Origin of the sequence: Clostridium sp. SM-530-WT-3G (assembly GCF_012843905.1) — a bacterium.
Classification (GTDB): domain Bacteria; phylum Bacillota; class Clostridia; order Clostridiales; family Clostridiaceae; genus Clostridium.
In genome coordinates, this window is the sequence record NZ_JABAGC010000043.1 from 1 (window position 1) to 24,641 (window position 24,641).

Here is a 24,641-nt window from a genome sequence, read left to right on the forward strand (position 1 = left end):
AATCTATATAGCATAAGTAAATTCAAGCATTTAAGTCATATATAGAAATTAGTTCAATTTGTTATTGCAATTTATCAATAATTTAATCTTTGCATTTTCATCAAAACCTGGCAAACATCTCATGGCATGACGATCGTTAAATAGCTTTCCTCCAAATTCTAAATATAACTTATCGTATCTGTCTACTCTTTCTAATATGTACTTTGATTGTTCTTCTAAATATTTTTCATGATCAAAACCTATTTTCATTACTTTACCTCTTTTTAAATTTTTATAATATATTTATTTATTATTCCATAAAAATTAATAATTGTAAATTATTTTTTCTAAGTATGATTTCTGATTATGAAATTTATCGTATTATATTAAATAAGCTTTAATTTTTTTTTATATATTATATAATAGTAAAAGAATAAATTATAGGGGAGGTTCCAATAATGAATAATGTACTCACATTAGAAAATATGAAAAAGCTTCAAGAAGAACTTGAATATAGAATGACAGTTAAAAGAGCTGAAATAGCAAAGGAAAAATTAATTGCTGCAGCTCACGGTGACCGTTCTGAAAATGCAGAATATAAAGAAGCATGTGCAAATTATAGAGAAAATGATAATAGAATTCAATATTTAATGACTATGCTTTCTACAGCTACTGTACTTGATGATTCAAATGATGATAAATCAGTATTAAATGTAAATAGCCAAGCAAAAGTTAAATTTGATGACGATGATGAGGAAACTATAATAACACTTGTTACAACAATGGACTTAGATCCTGAAAATATGAAAATAAGTATTGAATCTGATTTAGGTAAAGCCCTTCTTGGCAAAAAAGCTGGAGAAGTAGTTGAAATAGATGCTCCAGGTGGTAAATATACTGTAGAAATTTTAGAATTACTATAATTTATCATTATTAAATTAAGTAAGGACTGAATTATACTCTTTTAAATAAGGAGTATAATTCAGTCCTTTACTATTTTTCTAAAAATTATTTATTATATTTTTTAGCTATCTTAGGCATAATTAATCCTAATCCAATTAATACGAATGGTGTAACTATATTTAATACAAGCTTAAATGTATCTTCTGAATACATTCCACCTATACAAGCAAATGCTGTAAATGCAAAACACCATGCTCCAATAATAATTCCTAATGTTCTATTTTTAACAAAGAAATATTCTCTTCCAAACTTTTCTCCAGTCTTCTTAAGAGCAATATAGGCTACGAACACCCATAAGTATCTAAGTGGCATACATACTGCATTTAATTTTACAAGCCATTTTACAATATCATCAACACTTCCTATACCAAAAGCAGGTACTGTTATAAGAATTGATACTATTACAAATATAAGCTTATAACCATTGATATATGCTCCATTTTTGTTTTTCTTTAATAATGCATCTGGTATATAATTTCTATCAGCATTAGCAAGTAGCATTCTAAGTGGAGCATCTATAGAAATTATAAGAACTGCAAGTTGTCCTATCATATTTGTTATAGCATAAAGAATAACAAATAAATTTCCTAAATGATAATATTCACCAAGTTTTTGGAATGCATAATAAGCACCATTAGTCATTAAATCGCTAGGTATGTTATTTGAATCAAACATCATTCCAAGAGAAATAGTTCCAAGTATTGCACATACTGCTACCATTATTGCTAAAGTAATCATACCCTTTGAAAATCCCTTTTCTGGATCTTTCATTTCATTTACATATGGTGATATCTTTTCACACCCTCCAACTGCAAACACTAATATTGAAAGACTAGTGAAAAATTTAACATCAAAAGTTGGAATAAATGTATCTAGAGACCAGTCTATTGAATTTAAGCTTGCATTAGTTATTGCTGGTGCAGCTATCATTAATATAATGAATAAAATAGACATTATAAACATTGATGTTCCAGCAAGTGCTGATAATTTCTTAAGTGGATTTAATCCCTTTGAAGCAATTATAATCCCTATTATAAATATAACAAGGCATGAAACTTGTAAAAGCATTGGACTCATTTTACTTATTCTAGCATCCTGAAATATAGCCCAGCTCGTAGCTATCATGAAATTAGATGGTTTTTGTGAAATATAAGGCATATGAACAATCCAATATGTCCATCCTGCATAATAAGCAAGCCTTGGACCAATCGTTTCATGAATCCACGAACTAACTCCTCCACCATGTTCTTTAAAAGCAGAACCTAATTCTCCTACCATTAAGGCATAAGGTACAAAATAGATTGCAAAAATAATTAACCAAGATACAATTGCTTTTAATCCATTGTACTCAGAAAATCCATTTATAACATTTCCAAAGCCCCAAACGCCTGAAAATGCCATAAATGCAAGTGTGTACCACATAATTTTCTTATCGTTATTTTGTGACATATTTTACCCTCTCCATATAAATTATTTAATTTTTATACTAAAATAATAACTTATTTTCAATGATTTGTACACTTTTTTATCAATTATAACATTTTACTCCTGTTTTTTTCGTTTTATTAACAATTTTTATGTTTTTTTACAATTAAATTAACATTTTTATATATAATGCAGCAATTTATTAATGCATTCTTAATCTATATGCACATTTATATAACAATTTTATTTCTGTAATTATCTAAATCAATAATATTAATAAACTTTAAATAGATTTTTTAATTATAAATTCTAGTTACTTTTCTTTTATATATGTTTATATCTAGTCAGTACAAATATCACTTATTCTTTAATTGTTTTAATACAGAATATAAACATTTTTTCTTAAATTGGTAGCATTTTAAGAAATTTAAAATAATCTAATATGAGAAGCAATTTTATCTATAGGAGTAAAAATGATTAAAGAAGCTATAGAGTGCATTGATTGTGGAACTGAATTTTGTCCTTGTAAACTTGCAGAAACTGGAGAATGTCTAATTTGCTCACAATGTCAGGGTGAAAACTTCTGCGACTGCTTAAATTGGAAAGGTGTTTGCATTTATCAAGAATTGCATAACAATAATAATAAGGCAAAAGAAGGTCGTAAATCTTATAACTGTTTGGTAAAGAAAGTTATAAATTACAATGATACTGTCATAATGATTAGTTTTAATGTTCCTCATAAGCTTGCTATAGATTTATGTAAGCCAGGCAGCTATATATTTATACAAACTGACGAGAATAAATACTTTGATGTTCCTATTTCAATTATGCACAGTGATATTAATAAGGATATGCTTACAGTAGCTATAGAAATACGTGGCATAAAGACTTCAAAACTTTTAGAAACAAAGGAAAATGAAAACATATGTATAAGAGGTCCTTATTGGAATGGTGTATTTGGGCTTAGAAATATAAATGCTCAAATAAATAAAAAATCATTAATTTTAGGAAGAGGAATTGGTCTTGCTCCTATGATGCCTGTAACAAGAAAACTAGTTTCTCAAAATAATGAAATCAAAATTGTTATTGATAATGGTAATTTTTCTTTTAATTTTGCAAAGGATTTTCTAGATAAGTACTCACTTCCTTATAGTGAGCATAGTCTTTTAGAAAAGGGACAACTTTCTGATCATGCAAAGGTTATTATAAAAGATGCTTTAAAAGATGGTGTAAATCATATCCATTTAGCTGGTGCTGATATTCTGACTTACGATGTTATTGATTTTTTGAATCAAATAAATAGAAATGATGTACCCCTTTCATGTTGTAATAATTTTAAAATGTGTTGTGGAGAAGGCATCTGTGGAGCATGTACTGCAAGATTTTCTGGTCATAGAGTTAAAAGATTTTGCAAAGAACAGCTAGACCCAAGAGCTATTTTTGAAGGGAGGAGATTTATATGAAGGTTATTATTATTGGTGGAGGCTGGGCTGGATGCGCTGTTCTCTGCAAATTACTGTAATTAAGTTTATTTATAATTTTTTTATGTGTACATTCTCCTCTATTAGCATCTTTTCCTGTAAAGCAATTGGTTAATGAGCATCTTCCAGAGTAAGACATACACATTTCACTAAATAATTCATTTTACTATATAAAAAATATTAATACAAAACTATATATTATTAATTAAAATTGACCAAATATGAGCATTATCATTCAAAAGCAACAACCCAAATAAAAAATCATTAAAATTTAACAATTATTTTTAAAAATTTTTCAAAAAATAAGTCAATACAATAAAAATTTAATTTAAAAATAAATGGATTTGACTAAAAATGAAAAAGTTTAATTTTTTCTTTTGACAAAGGATTTAAATTAGTGTATTATATTTTCTATCGGCTAGTGTAAACAATAACAACTTAGCAAACTTTATTGAAAACGAATAAATAACAATTTTTAACTAACGACATTGAAGGGATGATATATAAATGAAGAAAGCGACAAATTATGCAAAGAGGTTATTTTTATTTTTTATGGGTATGACAGTTATCCAATTTGGAGTAGCATTATTCTTAAAAACTAAAATAGGATCAGATCCTATGACTGTATTTACTGAAGGTCTTGCAAGTACTCTAAATAAAACACCATTAAAAGATTTAGCTATTACTAAGATGATAGCAGGAACTAATACTGTAACTCCTGGAGTTGCTAATATGATAATCTTAGTTACATTAACTGCTATTATTTTATTCGTAGATAGAAAACGTATTAACATTGGAACAATAATATGTGTTGTAGGTGTAGGACCAATCATTGATTTAGGTGTAAAAGTTATTTCATACTTCCCAGTAGAACAATACAATTTATTTGTTAAGATGCTATTAGTACTTTTTGGATGCTTCATAATTGCACTTGGATTTTCAATATTATCTGCAAGTAATTTAGGAGTAGCACCAAATGATATAGTACCATTTATTATTCAAGATAAAACAAAAGCTCAATACAGAACTATAAGAATAACAATGGATGCAGTGTTACTAATAGGTGGATTCTTACTAGGTGGAGTTGTAGGTTTAGGAACAGTAATATCTATGATTGCTATAGGAACATTTATTCAAATTCTTTTACCATTTGGACAAAAGGTTGCAAACTTATTAATTAAAGAAGAGAAAAAAGACGAAGCTGATTGTGAAGTTGAAACTATAACAGCTTAGGATTAAATATAAAAAAAGATATCTCAAAGAAAATTTGAGATATCTTTTTTATTTATTCAATTGGCATTTACCATCATTACCTAAATAATACCCATCTATAGTACAATTAGTAGCCATTCTACCAGTGTTCAAAAAATAGTGCCATTCGCCATTAATTTTCTTCCATCCAAAATCCATTTCTCCATTATCATAATACTTCCATCCCGTATCATCAGAACCACGCCAACCATTCTCAGGCTGCCAACCTGTATACTCCCATAGATTGTTATGAACTGGCGACCTGTATCGTTTCCAAGACCAACGTCCAACCTCTATTGGATATGTTTCAAACTGATAGCTCATTTTAGAAAAAGTTTCACCTTCTACTCCACCTTGTTTTTTATACATATCCCATGTATTAGTGTCTACATAAAAAGTAATTCCATAATTGCTATAAGCATATAAATCATTTTCTATACCAGCTAATTTAAAAACTTCACCTTCAAAACCCATACAATCAAAATCTTTAGAATGAATAATATTAATCTTAGACTCATCAAACTTCATATAATCAAAATCCTCATCTTGAAAAAAATTAAATGCTTCTTCTTTTGTAACATTATACTCAGCAAATGCACTAACGCTATATACAGATGTTGCAATAAGTATTAAAGCTATTATTTTCTTGAACATATTATCCCTCCTCTAATACTTATTATTTTACCATTATTTTACATATAAATTCTATGTTTTAATCCTTAGTTATCATTAATATTTAAATGACTTAATATATACTAAATATCTAATCATATTGATCTTCTTTTATATCTTTGATTAGATATATTCTTAAAAGTACTATTTAATTATTCTTATAATTTTCATACAGTCTCAATAAACTCAAATTAAAGAATTATGTATTTATTTAAATAATTATATAGAAATTATGTAAATATTTTATTTGACTAGTTGTAAAATGAAATTGAACTAATAAAAAATCCATAGTAGATTATCTGTCTTATGATTTATCGCTAAACAAAATTCAACACTGAGGCATATCTGCCTGTTCATCTTTTAGTTTTCAACCAAGGATTTTAAATACTTAAAATGACTTGCTATACACTAATCATCTAATCTTCTTGTTTATCTTCTATCTCCTTAAGTTCATTATTAGGAAATATTCTTTCATCATCTTTATGATTTTCATACAGTCTTAGTAAACTTAAAGTTACTATCCTTGAAACTTCCTTTGTAACTTCATAATGTAAGTTGTAATGCATGAAATCACCTCAAACCATCATATGCTTGTATTACCAATTTTGTTAATACGATAATTTTGATACTTTTCACTAATAAATTTTTTAAATAAATAATAAATAATAATAGATGCTGTGAAGGAAGTGTTAAATTGAATTTTAAGCATAATCCTATGAATACTATTTTATGCTTTTTTAGAAACGAAACATATGAGGTGATACTATGAAAAAAGTTGCCATATACAGCAGGAAGAGTAAGGAAACTGATACTGGTGAATCTATAAAGAATCAAATTCAAATGTGTAAAGATTATTTTTATAGGAAAAATGATGCTTTCATATTTGAAGTATTTCAAGATGAAGGTTTTAGTGGTGGCAACATAAACAGACCTGAATTTCAAAGGATGATGCTTCTTGCTAAAAAGAGAGAATTTGATATTATTGCATGTTATAAAATTGATAGAATTGGCAGAAATATAATAGACTTTATGAATACTTTTGATGAACTCGAAAAAAACAATATTGATTTAGTTTCTGTTACTGAAGGCTTTGACCCTTCTACCCCTGCTGGAAGAATGATGATGACAATGATTGCTGGCTTTGCAGAAATGGAGAGAATGAATATATCTCAAAGAGTTAAGGATAATATGTCTTCCCTTGCTAAAATAGGAAGATGGTCTGGGGGAACCCCTCCTACTGGCTATAGATCAGTAAGGCTTCCTAATGGTGATAAGACTGCAATGTATTTAGAGTTAATACCTGAATGGCGCATTAAAATTCAATCTATATTTGAAATGGCTGCAAATAACCACTCTGCACATAATATATCAAAATTATTGAATATTCCAACTAGAACTATAAGTGGTATATTAACAAACCCTGTTTACTGTAAATCTGATAATGACAGCAAACACTATCTAGAAAGTATTGGCTATAAAGTCTTTGGTAAACTTAATGGATGCGGCTATCTTCCCTACAATAGACGACCACGCTCAAGGAGTGGAAAGAAATCATTTAATGCAATAGGAATGTTTGCATCAGTAAGTCTACATGAAGCTCCAATATCATCATCTACATGGATTAAAGCAAATGAAATAAGAAAAAGAAAAGGATTAGAAAAAAGACCTAGAATATCTCAGTTTTCTTTTCTTGCCCATAAAGTAAAATGCTCTTGTGGAAATGGAATGCACATAACAGCAGGACGTATGCGTAAAGATGGAACTAAGACTTTTTATTTTAGATGCTCCCGCCAGCACTCAACAAGCATATCTAGTTTATATAGATGTACAGCTAAATGGATTAATGTAAGATATCTTGAAGAAGATGTATTAGAAATGCTAAAAAATATATCTCGTGATGAATCTATCTTAAATGACTACATAGATAAGAAACCTAAAAAAAATATAAAAGCAGAAATAAAAGAAATACAAAATAAAATCAATAAGAATAATAAAATTTTAGATTCGTTAACAGATAAACTTATCTTACTTGAAGGAAGTGCTGCTCAAAAAATAGCAAATAAAATGAACTCTATATCAGAAGAAAATGATGATTTAAATAATAGGCTCCTCAGCCTAGAAAGAGAAAATATTCTTGATAGTATAGATACTATGAACGTAGATACTCTTCAAGATAATATAAAAACTCTTCTATCCAACTGGGATCAACTAACTATGGAAGAAAAACAAATTGAGATAGGAAATATAATTTCAGAAATTAGATTTGATGGTAATAATGATTTTCATGTAGTCTTTAATATTTAGTGCAGGTATTTGAGGTGGACAGAATGCGCAGCTGGTTTAACTGCAAAAAAAGCTGGAGCAGATGTTACAATTATTGAAAAGACTGATCTTCTTTTAGGTCTTGGAAATGTTGGCGGAATTATGCGTAACAATGGAAGGTATACCGCTTCTGAAGAACTTATTGCTTTAGGTGCTGGTGACCTTATAAAAATTACAGATAGAGTTTCTACTCATACAAATATAGATTTTCCAGGCCATAAACATGCTACTTTATATAATGTAAATATGATTGAAGGCGAAGTTTCTAAATACTTAAAATCAAAAGGCATAAAACTTATGATGGAAAGCAGAGTAAGTGATGTTAACTTTAAAGATGGTAAACTGTACGGTGTTTATTTAAGTGATGGCACATATATTAAAGGTGATATATTTATAGAAACTACTGGAACTACAGGACCTATGGGAAACTGTTTACGATATGGCAATGGATGCTCAATGTGTGTGCTAAGATGTCCAGCCTTTGGACCAAGAATAAGTATAAGCGGAAGATGTGGTGTACCTGACATTCAAGGCGAACGTGGTGACGATATATTAGGAGCATTTTCAGGTTCATGTAAACTAGCAAAAGAAAGTCTTTCTGATGATATAAAAAATGAACTTGATACAAAAGGAGTTGTTGTTCTTAAAGTTCCACCAGAAGATATTAATTATGGAAAACTTGAAACTAAGGTATGTCAGCAATATGCATTAAAAGAATTTGCAGAAAATATAGTTTTATTAGATACAGGACATGCTAAATTAATGACAACATATTATCCTCTTCATAAACTTCGTAAAATAAAAGGTCTTGAGAATGTCAAATATGTTGATCCATACGCAGGAAGTAAAGGGAATTCAATACGTTATCTTTCAGTTGCACCTAGAACTAATGATTTAAGAGTTATTGGAGTTGATAACTTATTGTGTGCAGGTGAAAAAAGTGGGCTTTTTGTAGGACATACTGAAGCTATCTGTACTGGAAGTTTAGCTGGACATAATGCTGTAAGATTAGCTCTTGGAATTCCACTACTTATACTTCCATCATCTATAGCAATTGGTGATTTAATTTCATATGAAAATGAAAAATCTACAACTCGCGAAGGGCGTAAGTTAAGATATACTTTTGCTGGTGCACAATATTTTAAGAGAATGCAAGAACAAGGACTTTATTCAACAGATACTTCTGAAATAGAAAAAAGAATTAAGAAATTAAATCTTGATAATGTTTTTGAGCAGAAATTATGCTAAAGCCTAAAATTATATAAAATATTATGATTATCTGGCGTTATAGAAATAAAACTTAATTATTAAACACTATAAAAGGGCTTATTAATTTATATCTATAATAGTAAGTCCTTTTGTAATACATATCTCAATATAATATACCATCAATATTTATATATAATTATTTGTATTTACATTAAGCATATGCTTCATATTTACATTAATTATCCATAGGAGTGACCTTTTTATGATCAAGGATATGACTGTAGGAAATCCTTCAAAGATATTATTATTTTTTTCTCTTCCAATGATTGCAGGTAACATACTTCAACAGCTTTATAGCATAATAGATTCAATGATAGTTGGAAATTTTGTAGGTGCTGATGCTTTGGCTGCCGTTGGAGCTTCATACCCCATTACCTTTGTACTTATAACTATTGCTAATGGATGTGGCATAGGCTGTGGGGTTATTATTTCTCAATACTTTGGAGGCAAATTCATAGATAAAGTTAAAACTTCAATATTCACTTCAATTATATTCATCACACTATTCAGTCTCTTAATTATGGTATTGGGAGTAATTTTTTATTCAAATATTTTGAGTCTTATAAATACACCTAAAGATATATTTGAACAATCATGTATTTATATGAAAATATATTTCTGGGGTGTCGTTTTTCTTTTTGTATACAATATAATTAATTCATCATTCAATGCCCTTGGGAATTCAAAAACTCCTCTTCTATTTCTTATATTATCTTCTTTTTTGAATATTATTCTTGACTTACTATTTGTAATAAAATTTCAAATGGGGGTTGCTGGTGCTGCTTATGCTACTTTTATGTGCCAAATAATTTCTGCTGTATTAAGCTTGCTTTTCTTATTAAAATCAATAAAAAATATGCACTATAAGGAAAAAATTATTTTCTTTGATTTGAGCATACTAAAGAATATGTTTAAAATTGTTATTCCATCAATATTACAACAGTCTATAGTATCTATTGGAAATCTCTTTGTACAGGCTCTTGTAAATTCTTATGGAATTATTGTTATTGCAGGATATGCGGCTGCTATAAAAATTGATTCTATCACAATCCTACCTATGGTAAATATGAGTAATGCTGTTTCAACTTTTACCGGGCAAAATATAGGCGCTAATAAACCTGAAAGAATAAAAAATGGATACAAAGGAGCTCTTATAATAATTGGAGGATTTTGTGCCTTCACTGCTATAACTCTCTTCTTATTCGGTCATAAATTGATAGGACTTTTTGTAAATTCATCTTCAAATTCTAGTGTAATTGATATTGGAGTTCAATATATGAAAATTGTATCTTTATTTTACTTTTTCATGGGACTTATGGTAATCACCAATGGTATTTTAAGAGGTAGTGGAGATATGAAGATATTCCTTTTAAGTACACTAACTAATCTTTCTACAAGGATAATATTTGCATATACATTAGCTTTTCTTATTGGTCAATCTGCAATATGGTGGGCTATTCCATGTGGATGGATACTAGCTTCAACAATTTCAGTAATAAGATATAAAAGTGGCAAATGGAAAAGCAAGTCTGTCATATAAGAATGTATAAGTTTATTTTCCTTTAAATACAAAAAAGAGCATCACTGCTCTTTTTTAATTATGTACATATGTTAAAATCTAAAATTCCTATAATCCAAAAAATCCTTTTACTAAAAAGAATATTATTGGTATAAATAAAGCTGGAAGCATATTCAATGTCTTACAATCCTTAATTTTTAAAATACTTAATCCTGAAGCAGCAATAAGTACCCCTCCAACAATAGATAATTCTGCTACTAATTCAGTAGTAAAAAATCCTCCTGACAAAAATTTAGCTATCATATAAATACTTCCTTGCCAAACAAATAAAACTGGAGCCGCAAACATCATTCCAATTCCGTATGTAGCTGCAAATACCATAAAACTTACAAAGTCTAATGTTGCATTAGTATATAAATATGTATTATCTCCATAAATAGCACTTAATACTGGACCTAATATTGATAAAGTCCCTATGCAGCAAAGAAGTATTGCAGTAGATAATCCTTGTCCAAGATTTGATTTAGAAAACTTTCCTACAAGTTTTTGAAATTTATCATCAATATTTATCACAGAACCTATAAGACTCCCAACAGCAAGACTTACTATAAATAAAACTGGATACTTACTTTGAGACATATGACTTACAGCAGCATTTATTCCTAACAGTACTGCTACAAACCCCATTGCATTAAATAAAGCACTCTCATATTCTTTTTTAATTCCTTTCTTGACAAGAACTCCTCCTATAGTTCCTATTATAATAGCTCCAACATTTACAATTATACCCAATTTTTTCTCACCTCTATGTAATTTTATTTTTCCAGAAATAAAGATACATCCTATACTAGCAGGTAGTCAATGTATATATTTGTAAGAAAGTTTTGAATACATATTATATATTCCAACTAAACTATCAATTATCATAATATAAATACTCTACTTATATAAAAAGAGATAGCATTTTAATCATATTAATCTTAATGCTATCTCTTTCATTATTGTACAAATTTTATTTAAGTATTAAACATCAATTTTATGTCCTTGACGGTTGATGCCTTTTAACTGATAATACTCCCTTTTGCATTCATACATTCTCTCATCTGCTATTTTATGCATGTCTACTATGCTTCCACCAACAACTTCTTTAGCACTTACCATACCAATAGAACTGCTAAGTTCATCAGCAAAACTACCATGCCAATTTGTTTGTAATTTCTTAAGTTTTGCAAGCATTTCCTTATATTCCTCTAATGTAGCTTGAAGTATAATAATAAATTCATCTCCACCAATACGATAAACTTTTCCATAGGAAGCAAATGATTCTGTCAAGCATTCTGCCATTTGAATAATTAGTTCATCTCCTGCATCATGCCCCAATGTATCATTGACAATCTTCAATCCATTTAAATCGCAGCTGACATAAATCAAATCATCTGGAACCCCCTCTGCTTCAACTTCTTTCAAGTAAGTTTCATATGCATTACGATTATATAAATGTGTCAATTGGTCTGTATTGGACATCAAAATAAGTTTATCCTCTTTACGTTTAATATCATCAATATCAAGGGATGTAAAAAACGCCTTCTTTAATCCATCCTTTTCCTTCCCAATTCGTATAAAACTGAAACTAAACCATCTTTTATCAACAGTTATAAGTTCAATATTAATCATGTTGGTTCCTTTCATGCGTTCTTCTAGAGTAGAAAAATCTACAAACTTTTTAATCGCCTCTCTGTGGGCCTCACATATACTTTTTTCCATAACACCCCAAATAATTTCCTGTACTCCTAATTCTTTATGTTTATTTACATATTCATGAATAAATTTTGCTGCACCAAATTCAAAAAATGTTTTCTTATCAAAATCAATTACATATAATGTATGATAAATCCCTGACATTGATCGGAAATACTCCAGTTTTTCCTGCTCACTAGAATCCTGTATATTGGATTGGAGCATGACATATAACAGTACCAGTGTAATATCCTTAACAGCAAATCCCAAAATGTACTTTGGAAAGAAGATAGCCAAAATTACACTTATAACTATAGGTAGAAATATATAACCAATTAATATAAAAAAAATACGTTTACTTACCCTCTTCATAATAGAAAAAACAATCACAAAGTAAAAGACGACCCCTGCAACAAGCAAACCTCCAAAAACATGGATTCCTGGTAAAAAAAGCACCTCGCCATTATCAAGATAAAAAATCAACTTAAGAGCAACTATAGCAATTACAATACCACTTGATATATATGCATATATTGCAAAAGCTTTTGCCTTCTTAGCTATATCTACTCCATAGCTTTCTAGTATGTACCTCATATAATTCATAAAAAAAGTAGCTCCAATTAAAGATCCAGGTCCTGTTACAATATAAATACTGGCTATAAACCAGTAAGAGTTTGAATCCGTCTTGTTGAGACAGTACAAAATATTAACCCCACTCTGAACCATTGCAAACAAAATAGTATATACAAGACTGATTCTTCGCTTATCTTTTGATTTTGTTTCAAATAAAGTTCCGTACAGAATAATGCAACATATAATTATTCCTAATACATCCGCAACAACCGAATACTTATCCATATAGCCTCTCCAATATAAAAAATCCCCTCATAAATTATACTCTTTTGTCCTATTATGTCATTAAATGAAAAAAGTATCTTCATTAATTATACTCGATTGTTTTTATTATGTCATTAAATATGTTGCAAAAAATTTACTCTTGAATAGGCTGAAAATTATACTAAAATACCAATATATTCTTTAGTTATTTGTTTCCTCTAAAATAGAAGTGCAATGAGGGCATCTAGTAGCTTTTATATCTATTTTTGTAAAGCAATAAGGACAATCCTTCTCTGTAACTTTAACTTCTGTTTCTTCTTTCTTTATAGCAAAACTTTTAATTTTATTTGCTTGTTTTAGTACTATAAATATAGAAAATGCAATTATGAAAAAGTTAATTAAATTATTTAAGAATAAACCGTAATTTACAGTAGCAGCACCAGCTGCTTGAGCTTCTTGTAAAGAATTAAAATGCTGTCCACTTAAATTTATATATAGATTGGAAAAATCAACTTTACCAATCAAACTTCCAACTAAAGGCATTATAATATCATTTACTAAAGATGTTACAATTTTACCAAAAGCACCCCCAATAACAACACCAATAGCCATGTCTACTACATTTCCCTTCATGGCAAATTCCTTAAATTCTTTCCACATGTAAATTTCTCCTTTGTATATCGTGTACTTATCTATACACAGATTAAATTTATTTGTTTTCACAAAAATTTATTATACACCATCTTAATAAGTACTACAATTTACTCTTAAATACTATATTTTATTTTCCTTAAGCTGGCTAAGTACTGCATATGTCCTTCTTCCTAATTCATCTTTAAGTTTTACCTTCTTAACCTGTTCTTCTATTTCACCTGGTATATTAAACATATCAATAACATGAAGTCCCTTATTTTCATAATATGTTTTTAGATAATCAGTTCCAGCTTGGGCACTGCTAGACAAGAAATAATTCTTATGTATGGATTCTTTTATATTCATTTCTTGTGCTATATAATCAATCCAGCTAGTAAAAGTATTCAAATTATAATCATTTAATGAATAACCTACAAATAAAAATACGTGATCAATAAGCAAAGATTTCAAAAAAACCTCCATTACTCTATGTGTCTCTGAATATTGTAAATAATCATCTTCCTTAAATACTATATTCCTTACATCATCAATATCTCCATGCATTTTAATTAAGTAACTGTTTCCTTTTGCTTTAAAAAAATCCTTATCTGCTGTTATTACTTCATAACCTTCTGCCACTTCATCTATAAGCTTATCATAATTTGTTGTTACAATATGCTTAGGATGGATTTCATTTATAAGTTTATTAATTATATTAGGCTTTGCATTCAAGTTTAATGATTTAAGTATTGTTCTGTAATATTCTTCATGATTTTCTGATTTATCTATTCCATAAAAATATTGTGGTATTCTAATATATTCATCTGTAGTAAGCCTACGTTATGGATATCCTATTCTTTCTGCAAACATTCTTACTGTCTGTCCCCAAGTTGAGCCCCCCGAATTTTTTGAAATTCCAGCCCCAATAAATATTACAAGTTTATCATTTTTTAATGCTATTTTTATTTCATTTATCATTTCATAGAAATCCATCTTTACACCTACAAATATCTATTTTAATTATAAATACCTTTATTAAAAGCATGTAAATCATTTATATAAATAATTAGATAAAAGTTATATTCCAATTAGCTTTACTTTCTAATATTATATGTACAAATATATCTTAAATATTCTTTAGTGAGTTTATTAAAAATTAGAGGCTAATAAATAGCCCCCTTTGTTACATTTTTCGTTAAATTTTCTTTAATTTATTTTATTATTATTTGCAAAAGCATTCAATATATTATTATAGTCTTCCTCTATTTCACCTAATACTTCTGATAAATTCTTTTTGAATTCATTCCAATTTTGATTAGCATTCATTCCATAAGTTCTAGGATCGATAGTTTTATTCTTTAATACTTCACATCCATCATATGGATTAGCAGTTCCTACATAAAGATCATTATCAGAACTAACCATTAATATTCTTCCTCCATAATTATTTCCATTTCCAAGTCCATCCAAAGATATTGGCATAAAATGAACACCATCATTAGACATATACATATTAAAGCCTCTTGGATAATTTATTCTGTTAAATAAATTTAATATTGTATCATATAATTTTATTATAAGATTATACAATCCTTCTCCAACAGCACTTATTAACATATCTCTATTCTTTAATACTATATCTCTCAAAACCTCTATATTAGAACCATGGTCAAAGGTAGTTGCAAAAAGTTTATCTTTAAATTCTCTTATCTGCCATACATAAACATTAAATGGATTAGAAAATCCTCCATCATAGCCTGAAATACTCTTTGTTCTTGTTCCTGTAACAGGTTCAGTCTTAATTATAGGGTCTCCTCCTACTACAAGTTCCCATTTATCATCCTTATCAATTCTTACTACTTCTGCTCCAATTGGTATCAAAAGAACTAGAGGAACACCTTTTACTGCTGTTATATACAAGTGATCCTTATATACTCCCATTGCTAAAGAATTTTTATTTAATCCATCTCCAAATCCTTTATCTATAACACGAGTCCATTCGTTTAATTTTGGCATATCAGTATTACTTCTCCATACTTCTAATCCTTCATTCGAAGCTACACTAATATATAACTTATTATTAAACACCTCCATGTTATCAATTCCACCCATAGGATTTTTTTCTTTTATATATTCTGGAGAATTGTAATCAATTACTAATTCAAAATCGAAAAATTCTGGATCTTTACTTACATATAATAAAGATCTTTCACCACCAATTGCTGACTCAATAGTTGATATATATAAATTTCCATTAAATGAAACCATTGCTCTTGATGAACCACCTTCTAAATGTCCACCAACTTTTGTCCAATTGCTACCATCTGTAGTTTTTAAAACAGTAACTCCATTAGGGTCATTTCTAAAGGCAAATGAAGCTGCATATAATGCAGGAGTACTATTTTCTGAAGCATGAACTATCATATACCTAAAACCAGCTATATTCTCTTCTGCAGATGCTTTATATACACGTTCCCATTCTCTTGTTCCATCTTTTTTATATCTCCATATCTCAGCATTATTTTCAATTTTATCAGATCTTATTAAAAGTGGAACTTTTGCACCCTCACCTAATAGTTGGATAGTAACTGCTGCTATATTTCTTCCAGTCCCAACATACATATAATCTCCAAATTCAGCCATTGACCAGGCATAATTATTCTGTTTAGCATTATTTAAATTAGCTTCATCAAAACCATTTATTTCATTTAGTTTTTTAAATCCTAACATAAAGAACACTCCTTTTCATAAGTTTATACTTTAATATATGAAAAAGAGTGTTTATTTGTCATAATAAAAATCAAATATATTTTCTACTACTTTGCCATTATTAAATCCACTTATCTTGTTAAGTTTTTTTAATATTAACATAACACCACTCCTCTTCATAAGTTTATACATTAATACATGAAAAGGAGTATCTGTTTGTTATAGTTCTAATGTTAAATTAATTCTTTCACATTATGATTTCCAAATGCTACAGTTTCCATTACATGTTTATAAATCTTATCTGTTACATTCCATCTATCTGGACAGTTTAACACAACTATAATTATATCTTTTCCATTATTATTTACACTTGAAACTAAGCATTTTCCTGCTTGACCTGTATAACCAGTTTTTACACCATTGGCACCAGGTATCTTCCATAAAATCTTATTTATATTGTTATAATCTCGTGTAAAATTATATTTATCTCTAGTAATAGACTTGCTTCCTACAATTTCTCTAAATAAATCATAATCCATTCCTTTAGATGTTAAAATAGCTAAGTCATAAGCAGTTGAGAAATGCTCATTACTATCTAAACCATGAGGTGATTCAAAATGAGAATCTAATATTCCTATGCTTCTTGCATAATGATTCATTATGTCTGCAAATCCTTCAACACTGCCGCCAAGTGATTCAGCTATAGCAATTGCCGCATCATTTCCAGACTTAAACATAAGTCCAAAAGTAAGTTCTCTTAATGTTATTTCTTCATTTTCCTTATATCCTACCTTTGATCCTCTTATACTTGCTGCCTTTTTACTTATCTTTACAACTCTGTCTAAGTCTCCTTGCTCTATTGCAATAAGGCTTGTTAAAATTTTTGTTGTACTTGCCATAGGAACTAATTCATATGCATTTTGTTCATATAGAACTTCTTTACTCTCCTTATCTAATGCAATTGCACATCGTGCATTTACTCTGAATTTACTATCTTTATTATTAGTAACTGTAGTTGATTTTTCTACAGTATCTGCATTTGCACACTTAACTTCTAAAGGTATTATTTCAACAACTAATATACTGACAAGGATTATAATTATATTCTTAAATACCTTTTTCATTAATTAGTCACTCCATTCATTTTTCTATTTAACACTAGTATTTCATCCTCAAAATTTTTTAAACATATTTTTTATTAATTAATATGTTTAAATTCTTGATAAATTGGTAATACTTTTGAAGTAAAGTTTATTGGAGGAATATTATGAATTTACTATTTTTTATTTTATTAATTATTTTATTTTTACTTTTTGTTCCTATACCTTTTAAATTTGATATGCATTTTTCCTTTGAAGACTATTATATAAAAATCTATGGTTTTACTATAGTTTCTAAAAATAAAATATATAACAGAAAAAATAAAAATTCAAAAGAAAAAATATCTCCTCCAATAAAAAAAAGTAAAAAAAATATTAAATTTAAAAAAGAAAATTTTAAAATTTTTTTATCAAAACTATATCATAGACATTTTAAGCCAACACTATATATTGACTCTTATTTAAGTTATTCCTTAAATGATGCATTCAAAACAGCAATTTCCTTTGGAATTTTAAATAACATTAATACTCCACTATATATATTGCTAAATTTAATATTTAAAATTAAAAAATTTAAATTTGAAATAAAACCACTATTTGAGGATGAATATTTTTTAGATTATGATACATCAAGTATAATTTTTTTATCACTTGCAGAACTTATATATATAACTACAATTGTTTTTAAGTATGTACTTAATTCTAAGGAGGTGACCCCTGATAATTAAGGGGAATATATGTCAGATTCGTATGAAAAACCAGTAGAAAACTTAATGAAGAGTACTATGGAAAATCTTCGTGATATGGTTGATGTTAATACCGTAATAGGAGACCCTGTTCAAACAAAAGATGGCACATGCATAATACCTGTTTCAAAATTAAATTTTGGATTTGTTTCTGGTGGAAGTGAATTTTCTTCTCCTACAACACATGTTGAAGATGATGCCTATCCTTTTGGTGGAGGTTCTGGTGCTGGTGTTTCAGTAAGGCCAGTTGCATTTTTAATTATAAAAGATGATTCTGTAAGATTACTTCCTGTAGATCATGATACTCCATATGATAGGATTTTTGATAACGTTCCTCAGGTAATTGATATGATTTCAGGATTTATGAAGGATATTTGTAATAAATCTAAGAAAAAAACGAATATAAACTCTGAAAATGGAAATAATAATGATGAAGTTAGTAATACTTCCAAAATTGACAGTAGCAACTGTAACTAAAAATAATCATAATTTTTAACAGGCTCCTAATTTAAATAAAGTAAAGACAATGTTTTTATTATGAAAAACATTGTCTTTACTTCTGTTTTTATAATATTACTTTAAAGCTATAAATCTGAAGAATTAAAATCTTCATCATCTTCTTCGCCTTCTAAAATATCTATATCCTGTTGCAGTTCCTGCTTAAGCTCCTCTGAATAACTTTCATTATTATCTTCTGACAAAACCTCTTCATCCTGTCCAAAGAAATCTAGTGAAGGTAGGTCTTTTAAATCCTTTAATTCAAACTGTCTTAAAAATTCTTCAGTAGTTCCATATAAAATAGGTCTTCCTGGAACTTCAAGTCTACCAACTTCTTTTATAAGGTCTCTTTCTATAAGTTTATTTACAGCACTTTCAGATTTAACCCCTCTTATTTCATCTATATCAACTCTTGTTATAGGCTGCTTATATGCTATTATTGCAAGGCTTTCTATAGATGCTTGAGATAATGACTGTCTTTTATTTTTTTTCAATAGTTTTTGAAGATAATCTGCATTTTTACCTTTAGTTACAAGCTGATATTTTCCTTTTATACTTATTAGCTTTATTCCTCTTGATGTTGTATTTTCATATTCCTCAATCATTTCCTGAAGAACTGCTTCTACATTTTTTGATTTTTCCTCTAAATGATTTGATAAATCTGAAAGACTTAGAGGTTCACCACTAGCAAATAACAAAGATTCTATTGCAGATTTCATTGCATTTTTGCTCTCATCATCCATGAAAAGAATCTGTATTCCTATACTCTTATCCATTATTCTACTCTCCTTTCAATAAGTATATTAGCAAAGTTTTCACTTTGATATACCTTTACCATCCTTTGCTTTATCATTTCAAGTAATGCTAAAAATGTAACTATACATTCCATTTTGCACTCACACTTCTCAACAAGCTCTTTAAATGAATTTACCTGTTCATGTGTTATTTTATCCATTATAAAGTCAAGTTTATCTTCTATTTTATATTTATCAACAAATATTCTTTTTTGAATTACATTAGCTCTATTCTGTTTATTATTATATATTTCAATAAGATTATTAAACATTGCATAAAGTTGCAATAAATTTAAATTTTTTAAAATATCATCATTATCATGAGCATCTTTTACTTCTTCAATCACTTCTGGCTTTTTACCATAAACTTCTCCAGAATTTGTGTATCTTTCCTTAAAAAATGCTGATACACTTTTTATTTTCTTATATAAAATAAGCTTTTCCAATAAATTCTTTTCTGAATCTTCTTCCTCCTCCTCTTCTTTTTTAGGTTTAGGAAGTAAATGTTTTGATTTTATTTCAATTAATGTAGCCGCTACAACTATAAATTCTGATGTAATTTCAAGATCCATTTCTTTCATTTCATTCAGATAATTTAAATATTGTGTTGTTATTTCATATATTTTAACATTGTAAATACTCATTTGATTCTTCTTTATTAAATGCAATAATAAATCAAAAGGTCCTTCAAAGTCATTTATTTTAATCTTAGGAAGTTCCATAAGGTTCCTCTTTCCTCCATTTATAATTTGCTTTTTTAACATAAATCTTTTTATAAAAAATCACATTATATTTTTATTTTAAACTATACTATTATAACATTTAAACTAGTTATCTAGCAATTTATAATTTTCTCAAAATTATATACAATTAAAAAAATCTGCAAAGTCTTACACACTCATGCAGATTTTTTATTAACTATCCACTTGTCACATATATATTTTAATTAATACTACCTATTCTTTATCCTCTTTATCTTTAAAGATATTTTTTATATTATACTTGATATTTTCAAATATATTGCCTTTCTTTATATCTCTATCTGAATAAATATCAACTTCTCCTACTTTATCTTCTCCTAAATAAAGTTCACATTTACCTACTATTTCTCCCTGGCTGTATTGATTCTTTAATTCATCTATAACCACTTTCTTTTGAATATCTTTTCCACAACCTTTAGGAACTACAGCATTTAAATCTTCTTTTGCCTTTGCCATAAAGTATTTTTCTGTCTGCTCATCAATAAATACTTTATCTACATCTTCATCTTTAGCTACAATCTTTTTACCCTCATATTTAGAAAATCCATAATTTAAAAGAATTGAAGCATCACGATTTCTTATTTTATAAGTTGGTGCTCCCATTATTACAGAAAGCATTCTTACATTATTTCTTGTTGCAGTTGCACTTATGCAATATTTTGCTTCATTTGTAAACCCTGTTTTTAAACCATCACAACCATCAAAGAAACGAACTAACTTATTATGATTTACAAGTTCAATTGGAGATTTTCTTCCTTCTGTAATAGTATCCATATATGTTCCTGTATACTTTAATATTTGTGGATGTTTTAATAATTCCTTAGACATTGTAGCAATATCATTTGCAGTTGATAAATGCCCTTCTGCAGGAAGTCCATTACAATTCTTAAATGTAGTATTCTTCATTCCTAATTCTTCGCATCTCTTGTTCATCATAGCTACAAAATCCTGTTCAGTTCCACCTAAATACTCAGCAAGTGCTACTGCTGCATCATTACCAGAAGCTATTGCAACACCTTTTAGCAGTTCTTCAACTGTTCTTATTTCTCCAGTATCTAGAAGCATTGTGCTTCCACCCATCTTTTTGGCATTTTCACTACATGTTACTTTATCATCAAGACTTATCTTTCCACTGTCTACTGCTTCCATAGTTAAAAGCATAGTCATGATTTTTGTTACAGAAGCAGGTGCAAATTTCTCATCAGCATTTTTTTCATATATAACCTTACCAGTTGTAGGCTCCATAAGCAAAGCTGATCTTGCTTCTATGTTGTTACTGTCAGACTTTGACTCATCAGTTTTTGGTTCTTCACTTTTTGCTTCAGTTTCTGTATACTCTTCTTCAGCAATACTATCTGAATCAATATAAATATAATTTCTATCTTCCTCATATTCACCATATACAGAACTATATTCAGTGCTTTTATCTTCTTCACTATTTTCTTGAGGATTAATAGTAATAGCATACACTAAATTTATAGGTAAAAGCATTATAGTAAAAATAAAAATTAAAGCAAAAGATAATATTTTTTTAAGTTTTAATTTCATTTTGCTTCCTCCCTTCAAACTTAGTGTTACCATTAGAAGAAATAATATCACATATTATATAAAACTCTCTTAAGAAAATACCATGGAAATTTAATCAAGAAAAACCTTTTTTATTCTCACAAGCTTAAGTATAACAAAAACTCCCATAGAAATAGTTTTACTTTTTACTACCTCTATGGAAGCTATATAAATTATTTTAGAGCTAATATTCTAACTACATTTTCAACTGTTTTTTCTAAATTATGAGCACCATTTTCTAATGCATTATCTAAGGAAGTTAATTCATTTAAGATACAAAATATACTATCAATTCCTCCATCATATAAGGTATCAGCATCATCAGCCACTCTTCCTGCAAATGCTATTACTTTAGCCCCTGCTTCTTTTGCAGTTTTAGCAACACCAATTGGAGTTTTTCCAAATAAAGTCTGGCCATCTATACTGCCTTCTCCAGTAAACACAAAATCTGCACCTTCAACTTTTTCTCTTAAATTAGTATGCTGTATAACCATCTCGATTCCTCTTTTTAATTCAGCATTTAAGAAAGCCAGAAGTGCTCCACCAAGTCCACCAGCTGCACCTGCTCCAGGTACATTGACAATATCTCTTCCAAGCTCTCTTTTTATAACTTCTGCAAAATGAGCAAGATTATCATCTAACAATTGAACCATTTCCTCATCAGCACCTTTTTGTGGCCCAAAAATTCTAGATGCTCCATTTTCACCAATGAATGGATTAGTAACATCACATGCAACTTCAATTTTTACATCTTTTAATCTAATATCTAAATTACTCAAATCAATTTTTTCAATTTCATGTAAATGCCCTCCGCCAAACTTTACTTCATTTCCATCCTTATCTAGTAATCTACCACCTAAAGCCTGAACCATACCTGCTCCACCATCATTAGTAGCACTTCCTCCTATTCCAAGAAGAATACGCTTAACACCTTTATCCAATAATGCTTTTATAAGTTCTCCTGTACCATATGTAGTAGCTATAAGCGGATTTCTTTCTTCTCTTTTTACAAGCTGTATTCCACTTGCCATTGCCATTTCAATAATTCCAGTTTCTTTATCTCCCATTATTCCATAAATGGCTTCAACTTTATCTCCTATAGGTCCTGTTACTTCTGTAGTGAAAATTTCTCCATTACTACCATCTACCAATGATGTAGTAGTTCCTTCTCCCCCATCTGCCATAGGAACTTTAACACATTCTGCATCCTTTATAACCTTTTTAATTGCTCTTTCCATTGCATCACATGCTTCTTTTGAAGTCATACTCTCCTTAAAAGAATCTGGTGCCAAAACAAATTTCATAAAATTTCCTCCTAAACTATCTTAGAATAAAAAAAATTTAATTAAATCTCTTTACTTATTTATATTTTAATAGAACTATTTCTTTAAACAATATTATTATTATTATTCTTATTCTTATAACTATACCACTTATATAATTCAATATAAAATAATAAAAACTGAAGAGATATCTATAATATCTTGTACAAAAATATAATATTCCGTTATTCTTAAGTTCTTTAGTAAACATTATCATTTGCACTATTACTACATTTGATGTACTATAATATTAGTAATGTACATTAATGTAATATGAGGAGGTGATTTCCATGATTACAACAGATGAAAAATTAAAAAGAGAATGTCTGGAGCTACTTATTGAACAAAACCCAATGTTGGACAAGGATTCAATCCTAGCTTTATACAATAATATAGAAAAGAACTGTATATATAAACAAGATGAAAAAAATATAAAAAGTATTATTGAAAATCATTTATATAAATAAGTTTAAACTTCAAAAAGCTATTATAGAATTAATTTTAATATTATTCTACAATAGCTTTTTTTTCTAATATTTAATAACTTTCATGGAAATTTTCTAAATTGATTTAATCTAATATAACACATTTTATGGTATAGATGAAATTATTCAAAAATCATGCTATAATACCTATCTATTTTATTTTCAAGATCTAAAAGATTAACATTTCTCCCTACTCTTATGCTTTCCTTTCCATCTATAAAAAGTAGAAATATAGGTACTGAAAATACTCCATATTCTGCACATATATCTTTATGTTGCTCCCCATTTATTTCACAAGCCTCAATTTTATCATACTTTTTTAATATTTCTTCAACCTTGAATTTAATAACTTCACAAGCTCCACAATCCATTCCCGTAAAATAAACTACAGACATTCTACTATTATTTATAATTTCTGCAACTTTACAGCTATCATTCACTTTATTCATTTAAACACATCCTATTATAATTATTTTAATTACTAGACTTGTGCATTAAATAGGAAAAATTTAAGCTACTAGTCCTAATTTGGAAATGGTAGACTCTAGACTAATCCCGTTATCTGCACATTC

At 28.4% G+C, this 24,641-nt stretch carries 25 protein-coding genes and 1 pseudogene; 9 read left to right on the forward strand and 17 right to left on the reverse strand.

The features are described 5' to 3' along the window. Nucleotides 1-48 precede the first annotated feature (48 nt). Nucleotides 49-249 carry a DUF1846 domain-containing protein gene (locus tag HF850_RS12975; protein WP_347564437.1) on the reverse strand — a complete coding sequence of 67 codons (201 nt, stop codon included), beginning with the start codon at nucleotides 247-249 and terminating at the stop codon, nucleotides 49-51. Nucleotides 250-437: 188 nt separating this feature from the next. Here HF850_RS12975 and greA point away from each other — a divergent pair, with 188 nt between their 5' ends. Beyond that, entirely contained in the window at nucleotides 438-902 is a 465-nt protein-coding gene (greA, locus tag HF850_RS12980) for a transcription elongation factor GreA (RefSeq protein ID WP_169105864.1), read from the forward strand. 85 nt (nucleotides 903-987) lie between these two features. On the opposite strand, the gene HF850_RS12985 is transcribed toward greA, so the two are convergent. After that, on the reverse strand, nucleotides 988-2,391 hold the full coding sequence (locus tag HF850_RS12985; RefSeq protein ID WP_169105865.1) for an amino acid permease: 1,404 nt from the start codon (nucleotides 2,389-2,391) through the stop codon (nucleotides 988-990). Nucleotides 2,392-2,840: 449 nt separating this feature from the next. On the opposite strand from HF850_RS12985, the gene HF850_RS12990 reads away from it, so the two are divergent. Beyond that, nucleotides 2,841-3,830, forward strand: a complete 990-nt coding sequence (locus HF850_RS12990; protein ID WP_169105866.1) for a sulfide/dihydroorotate dehydrogenase-like FAD/NAD-binding protein — start codon at nucleotides 2,841-2,843, stop codon at nucleotides 3,828-3,830. An 85-nt stretch (nucleotides 3,831-3,915) separates the two neighbouring features. On the opposite strand, the pseudogene HF850_RS12995 reads toward HF850_RS12990, so the two are convergent. Beyond that, nucleotides 3,916-3,993, reverse strand: a pseudogene (locus tag HF850_RS12995) (U32 family peptidase); the annotation flags it as partial. A 362-nt stretch (nucleotides 3,994-4,355) separates the two neighbouring features. Here HF850_RS12995 and HF850_RS13000 point away from each other — a divergent pair. Further along, a complete protein-coding gene (locus HF850_RS13000) occupies nucleotides 4,356-5,081 on the forward strand; it encodes a hypothetical protein (RefSeq protein ID WP_169105867.1) in 726 nt (241 codons plus the stop codon). Nucleotides 5,082-5,129: 48 nt separating this feature from the next. Here HF850_RS13000 and HF850_RS15880 read toward each other — a convergent pair whose 3' ends face one another. Next, the gene (locus HF850_RS15880) at nucleotides 5,130-5,753 is read right to left on the reverse strand and encodes a hypothetical protein (RefSeq protein ID WP_169105868.1); all 624 of its coding nucleotides are present in this window, start codon (nucleotides 5,751-5,753) and stop codon (nucleotides 5,130-5,132) included. Nucleotides 5,754-6,187: 434 nt separating this feature from the next. Then, nucleotides 6,188-6,337, reverse strand: a complete 150-nt coding sequence (locus HF850_RS13010) for a hypothetical protein (RefSeq protein WP_169105869.1) — start codon at nucleotides 6,335-6,337, stop codon at nucleotides 6,188-6,190. A gap of 199 nt (nucleotides 6,338-6,536) precedes the next feature. Here HF850_RS13010 and HF850_RS13015 point away from each other — a divergent pair, with 199 nt between their 5' ends. From HF850_RS13015 to HF850_RS13025, 3 genes are all read left to right on the forward strand, one after another. Then, nucleotides 6,537-8,075 carry a recombinase family protein gene (locus HF850_RS13015; RefSeq protein WP_169105870.1) on the forward strand — a complete coding sequence of 513 codons (1,539 nt, stop codon included), beginning with the start codon at nucleotides 6,537-6,539 and terminating at the stop codon, nucleotides 8,073-8,075. 9 nt (nucleotides 8,076-8,084) lie between these two features. Next, nucleotides 8,085-9,341, forward strand: a complete 1,257-nt coding sequence (locus HF850_RS13020; protein WP_169105871.1) for an FAD-dependent oxidoreductase — start codon at nucleotides 8,085-8,087, stop codon at nucleotides 9,339-9,341. A 223-nt stretch (nucleotides 9,342-9,564) separates the two neighbouring features. Beyond that, entirely contained in the window at nucleotides 9,565-10,902 is a 1,338-nt protein-coding gene (locus HF850_RS13025) for an MATE family efflux transporter (RefSeq protein ID WP_169105872.1), read from the forward strand. 87 nt (nucleotides 10,903-10,989) lie between these two features. Here the strand turns inward: HF850_RS13025 and HF850_RS13030 are convergent, their stop codons facing one another. The 7 genes from HF850_RS13030 to HF850_RS13055 form a co-directional block, all read right to left on the reverse strand. After that, nucleotides 10,990-11,673: a DUF554 domain-containing protein gene (locus HF850_RS13030; RefSeq protein WP_169105873.1), complete on the reverse strand. Its 684-nt coding sequence runs from the start codon at nucleotides 11,671-11,673 to the stop codon at nucleotides 10,990-10,992. A gap of 231 nt (nucleotides 11,674-11,904) precedes the next feature. Further along, nucleotides 11,905-13,476 carry a GGDEF domain-containing protein gene (locus HF850_RS13035; protein ID WP_169105874.1) on the reverse strand — a complete coding sequence of 524 codons (1,572 nt, stop codon included), beginning with the start codon at nucleotides 13,474-13,476 and terminating at the stop codon, nucleotides 11,905-11,907. Nucleotides 13,477-13,656: 180 nt separating this feature from the next. Beyond that, complete coding sequence (mscL, locus tag HF850_RS13040) at nucleotides 13,657-14,115, reverse strand: large conductance mechanosensitive channel protein MscL (protein WP_169105875.1); 459 nt, start codon at nucleotides 14,113-14,115, stop codon at nucleotides 13,657-13,659. 114 nt (nucleotides 14,116-14,229) lie between these two features. Beyond that, nucleotides 14,230-14,820 (reverse strand): SIR2 family protein, encoded by a 591-nt coding sequence (locus tag HF850_RS13045; protein ID WP_243159495.1) that lies wholly within the window; start codon nucleotides 14,818-14,820, stop codon nucleotides 14,230-14,232. Nucleotides 14,821-14,928: 108 nt separating this feature from the next. Beyond that, complete coding sequence (locus HF850_RS15885) at nucleotides 14,929-15,081, reverse strand: hypothetical protein (protein ID WP_243159496.1); 153 nt, start codon at nucleotides 15,079-15,081, stop codon at nucleotides 14,929-14,931. A gap of 213 nt (nucleotides 15,082-15,294) precedes the next feature. Next, a complete protein-coding gene (locus tag HF850_RS13050) occupies nucleotides 15,295-16,818 on the reverse strand; it encodes a hypothetical protein (RefSeq protein ID WP_169105876.1) in 1,524 nt (507 codons plus the stop codon). Between the two features lie 212 nt (nucleotides 16,819-17,030). Then, complete coding sequence (locus tag HF850_RS13055) at nucleotides 17,031-17,921, reverse strand: D-alanyl-D-alanine carboxypeptidase family protein (RefSeq protein ID WP_169105877.1); 891 nt, start codon at nucleotides 17,919-17,921, stop codon at nucleotides 17,031-17,033. A 215-nt stretch (nucleotides 17,922-18,136) separates the two neighbouring features. On the opposite strand from HF850_RS13055, the gene HF850_RS13060 reads away from it, so the two are divergent. Then, the gene (locus tag HF850_RS13060; protein ID WP_243159498.1) at nucleotides 18,137-18,625 is read left to right on the forward strand and encodes a DUF2953 domain-containing protein; all 489 of its coding nucleotides are present in this window, start codon (nucleotides 18,137-18,139) and stop codon (nucleotides 18,623-18,625) included. 9 nt (nucleotides 18,626-18,634) lie between these two features. Beyond that, nucleotides 18,635-19,120 (forward strand): GerW family sporulation protein, encoded by a 486-nt coding sequence (ytfJ, locus tag HF850_RS13065; RefSeq protein ID WP_169105879.1) that lies wholly within the window; start codon nucleotides 18,635-18,637, stop codon nucleotides 19,118-19,120. 107 nt (nucleotides 19,121-19,227) lie between these two features. On the opposite strand, the gene scpB is transcribed toward ytfJ, so the two are convergent. The 4 genes from scpB to HF850_RS13085 form a co-directional block, all read right to left on the reverse strand. Continuing rightward, nucleotides 19,228-19,917: an SMC-Scp complex subunit ScpB gene (gene scpB / locus HF850_RS13070; RefSeq protein ID WP_169105880.1), complete on the reverse strand. Its 690-nt coding sequence runs from the start codon at nucleotides 19,915-19,917 to the stop codon at nucleotides 19,228-19,230. Continuing rightward, nucleotides 19,917-20,657 carry a segregation/condensation protein A gene (locus HF850_RS13075; protein ID WP_169105881.1) on the reverse strand — a complete coding sequence of 247 codons (741 nt, stop codon included), beginning with the start codon at nucleotides 20,655-20,657 and terminating at the stop codon, nucleotides 19,917-19,919. The genes scpB and HF850_RS13075 overlap by 1 nt, the downstream gene beginning before the upstream one ends. Before the next feature lie 234 nt (nucleotides 20,658-20,891). After that, nucleotides 20,892-22,244 (reverse strand): D-alanyl-D-alanine carboxypeptidase family protein, encoded by a 1,353-nt coding sequence (locus HF850_RS13080; protein ID WP_243159497.1) that lies wholly within the window; start codon nucleotides 22,242-22,244, stop codon nucleotides 20,892-20,894. 191 nt (nucleotides 22,245-22,435) lie between these two features. Further along, a complete protein-coding gene (locus HF850_RS13085; RefSeq protein ID WP_169105882.1) occupies nucleotides 22,436-23,566 on the reverse strand; it encodes a glycerate kinase in 1,131 nt (376 codons plus the stop codon). Nucleotides 23,567-23,874: 308 nt separating this feature from the next. On the opposite strand from HF850_RS13085, the gene HF850_RS13090 reads away from it, so the two are divergent. After that, nucleotides 23,875-24,051 carry a hypothetical protein gene (locus tag HF850_RS13090; protein WP_169105883.1) on the forward strand — a complete coding sequence of 59 codons (177 nt, stop codon included), beginning with the start codon at nucleotides 23,875-23,877 and terminating at the stop codon, nucleotides 24,049-24,051. Between the two features lie 140 nt (nucleotides 24,052-24,191). On the opposite strand, the gene HF850_RS13095 is transcribed toward HF850_RS13090, so the two are convergent. Next, the gene (locus HF850_RS13095; RefSeq protein ID WP_169105884.1) at nucleotides 24,192-24,518 is read right to left on the reverse strand and encodes a thioredoxin family protein; all 327 of its coding nucleotides are present in this window, start codon (nucleotides 24,516-24,518) and stop codon (nucleotides 24,192-24,194) included. Nucleotides 24,519-24,641 lie beyond the last annotated feature (123 nt).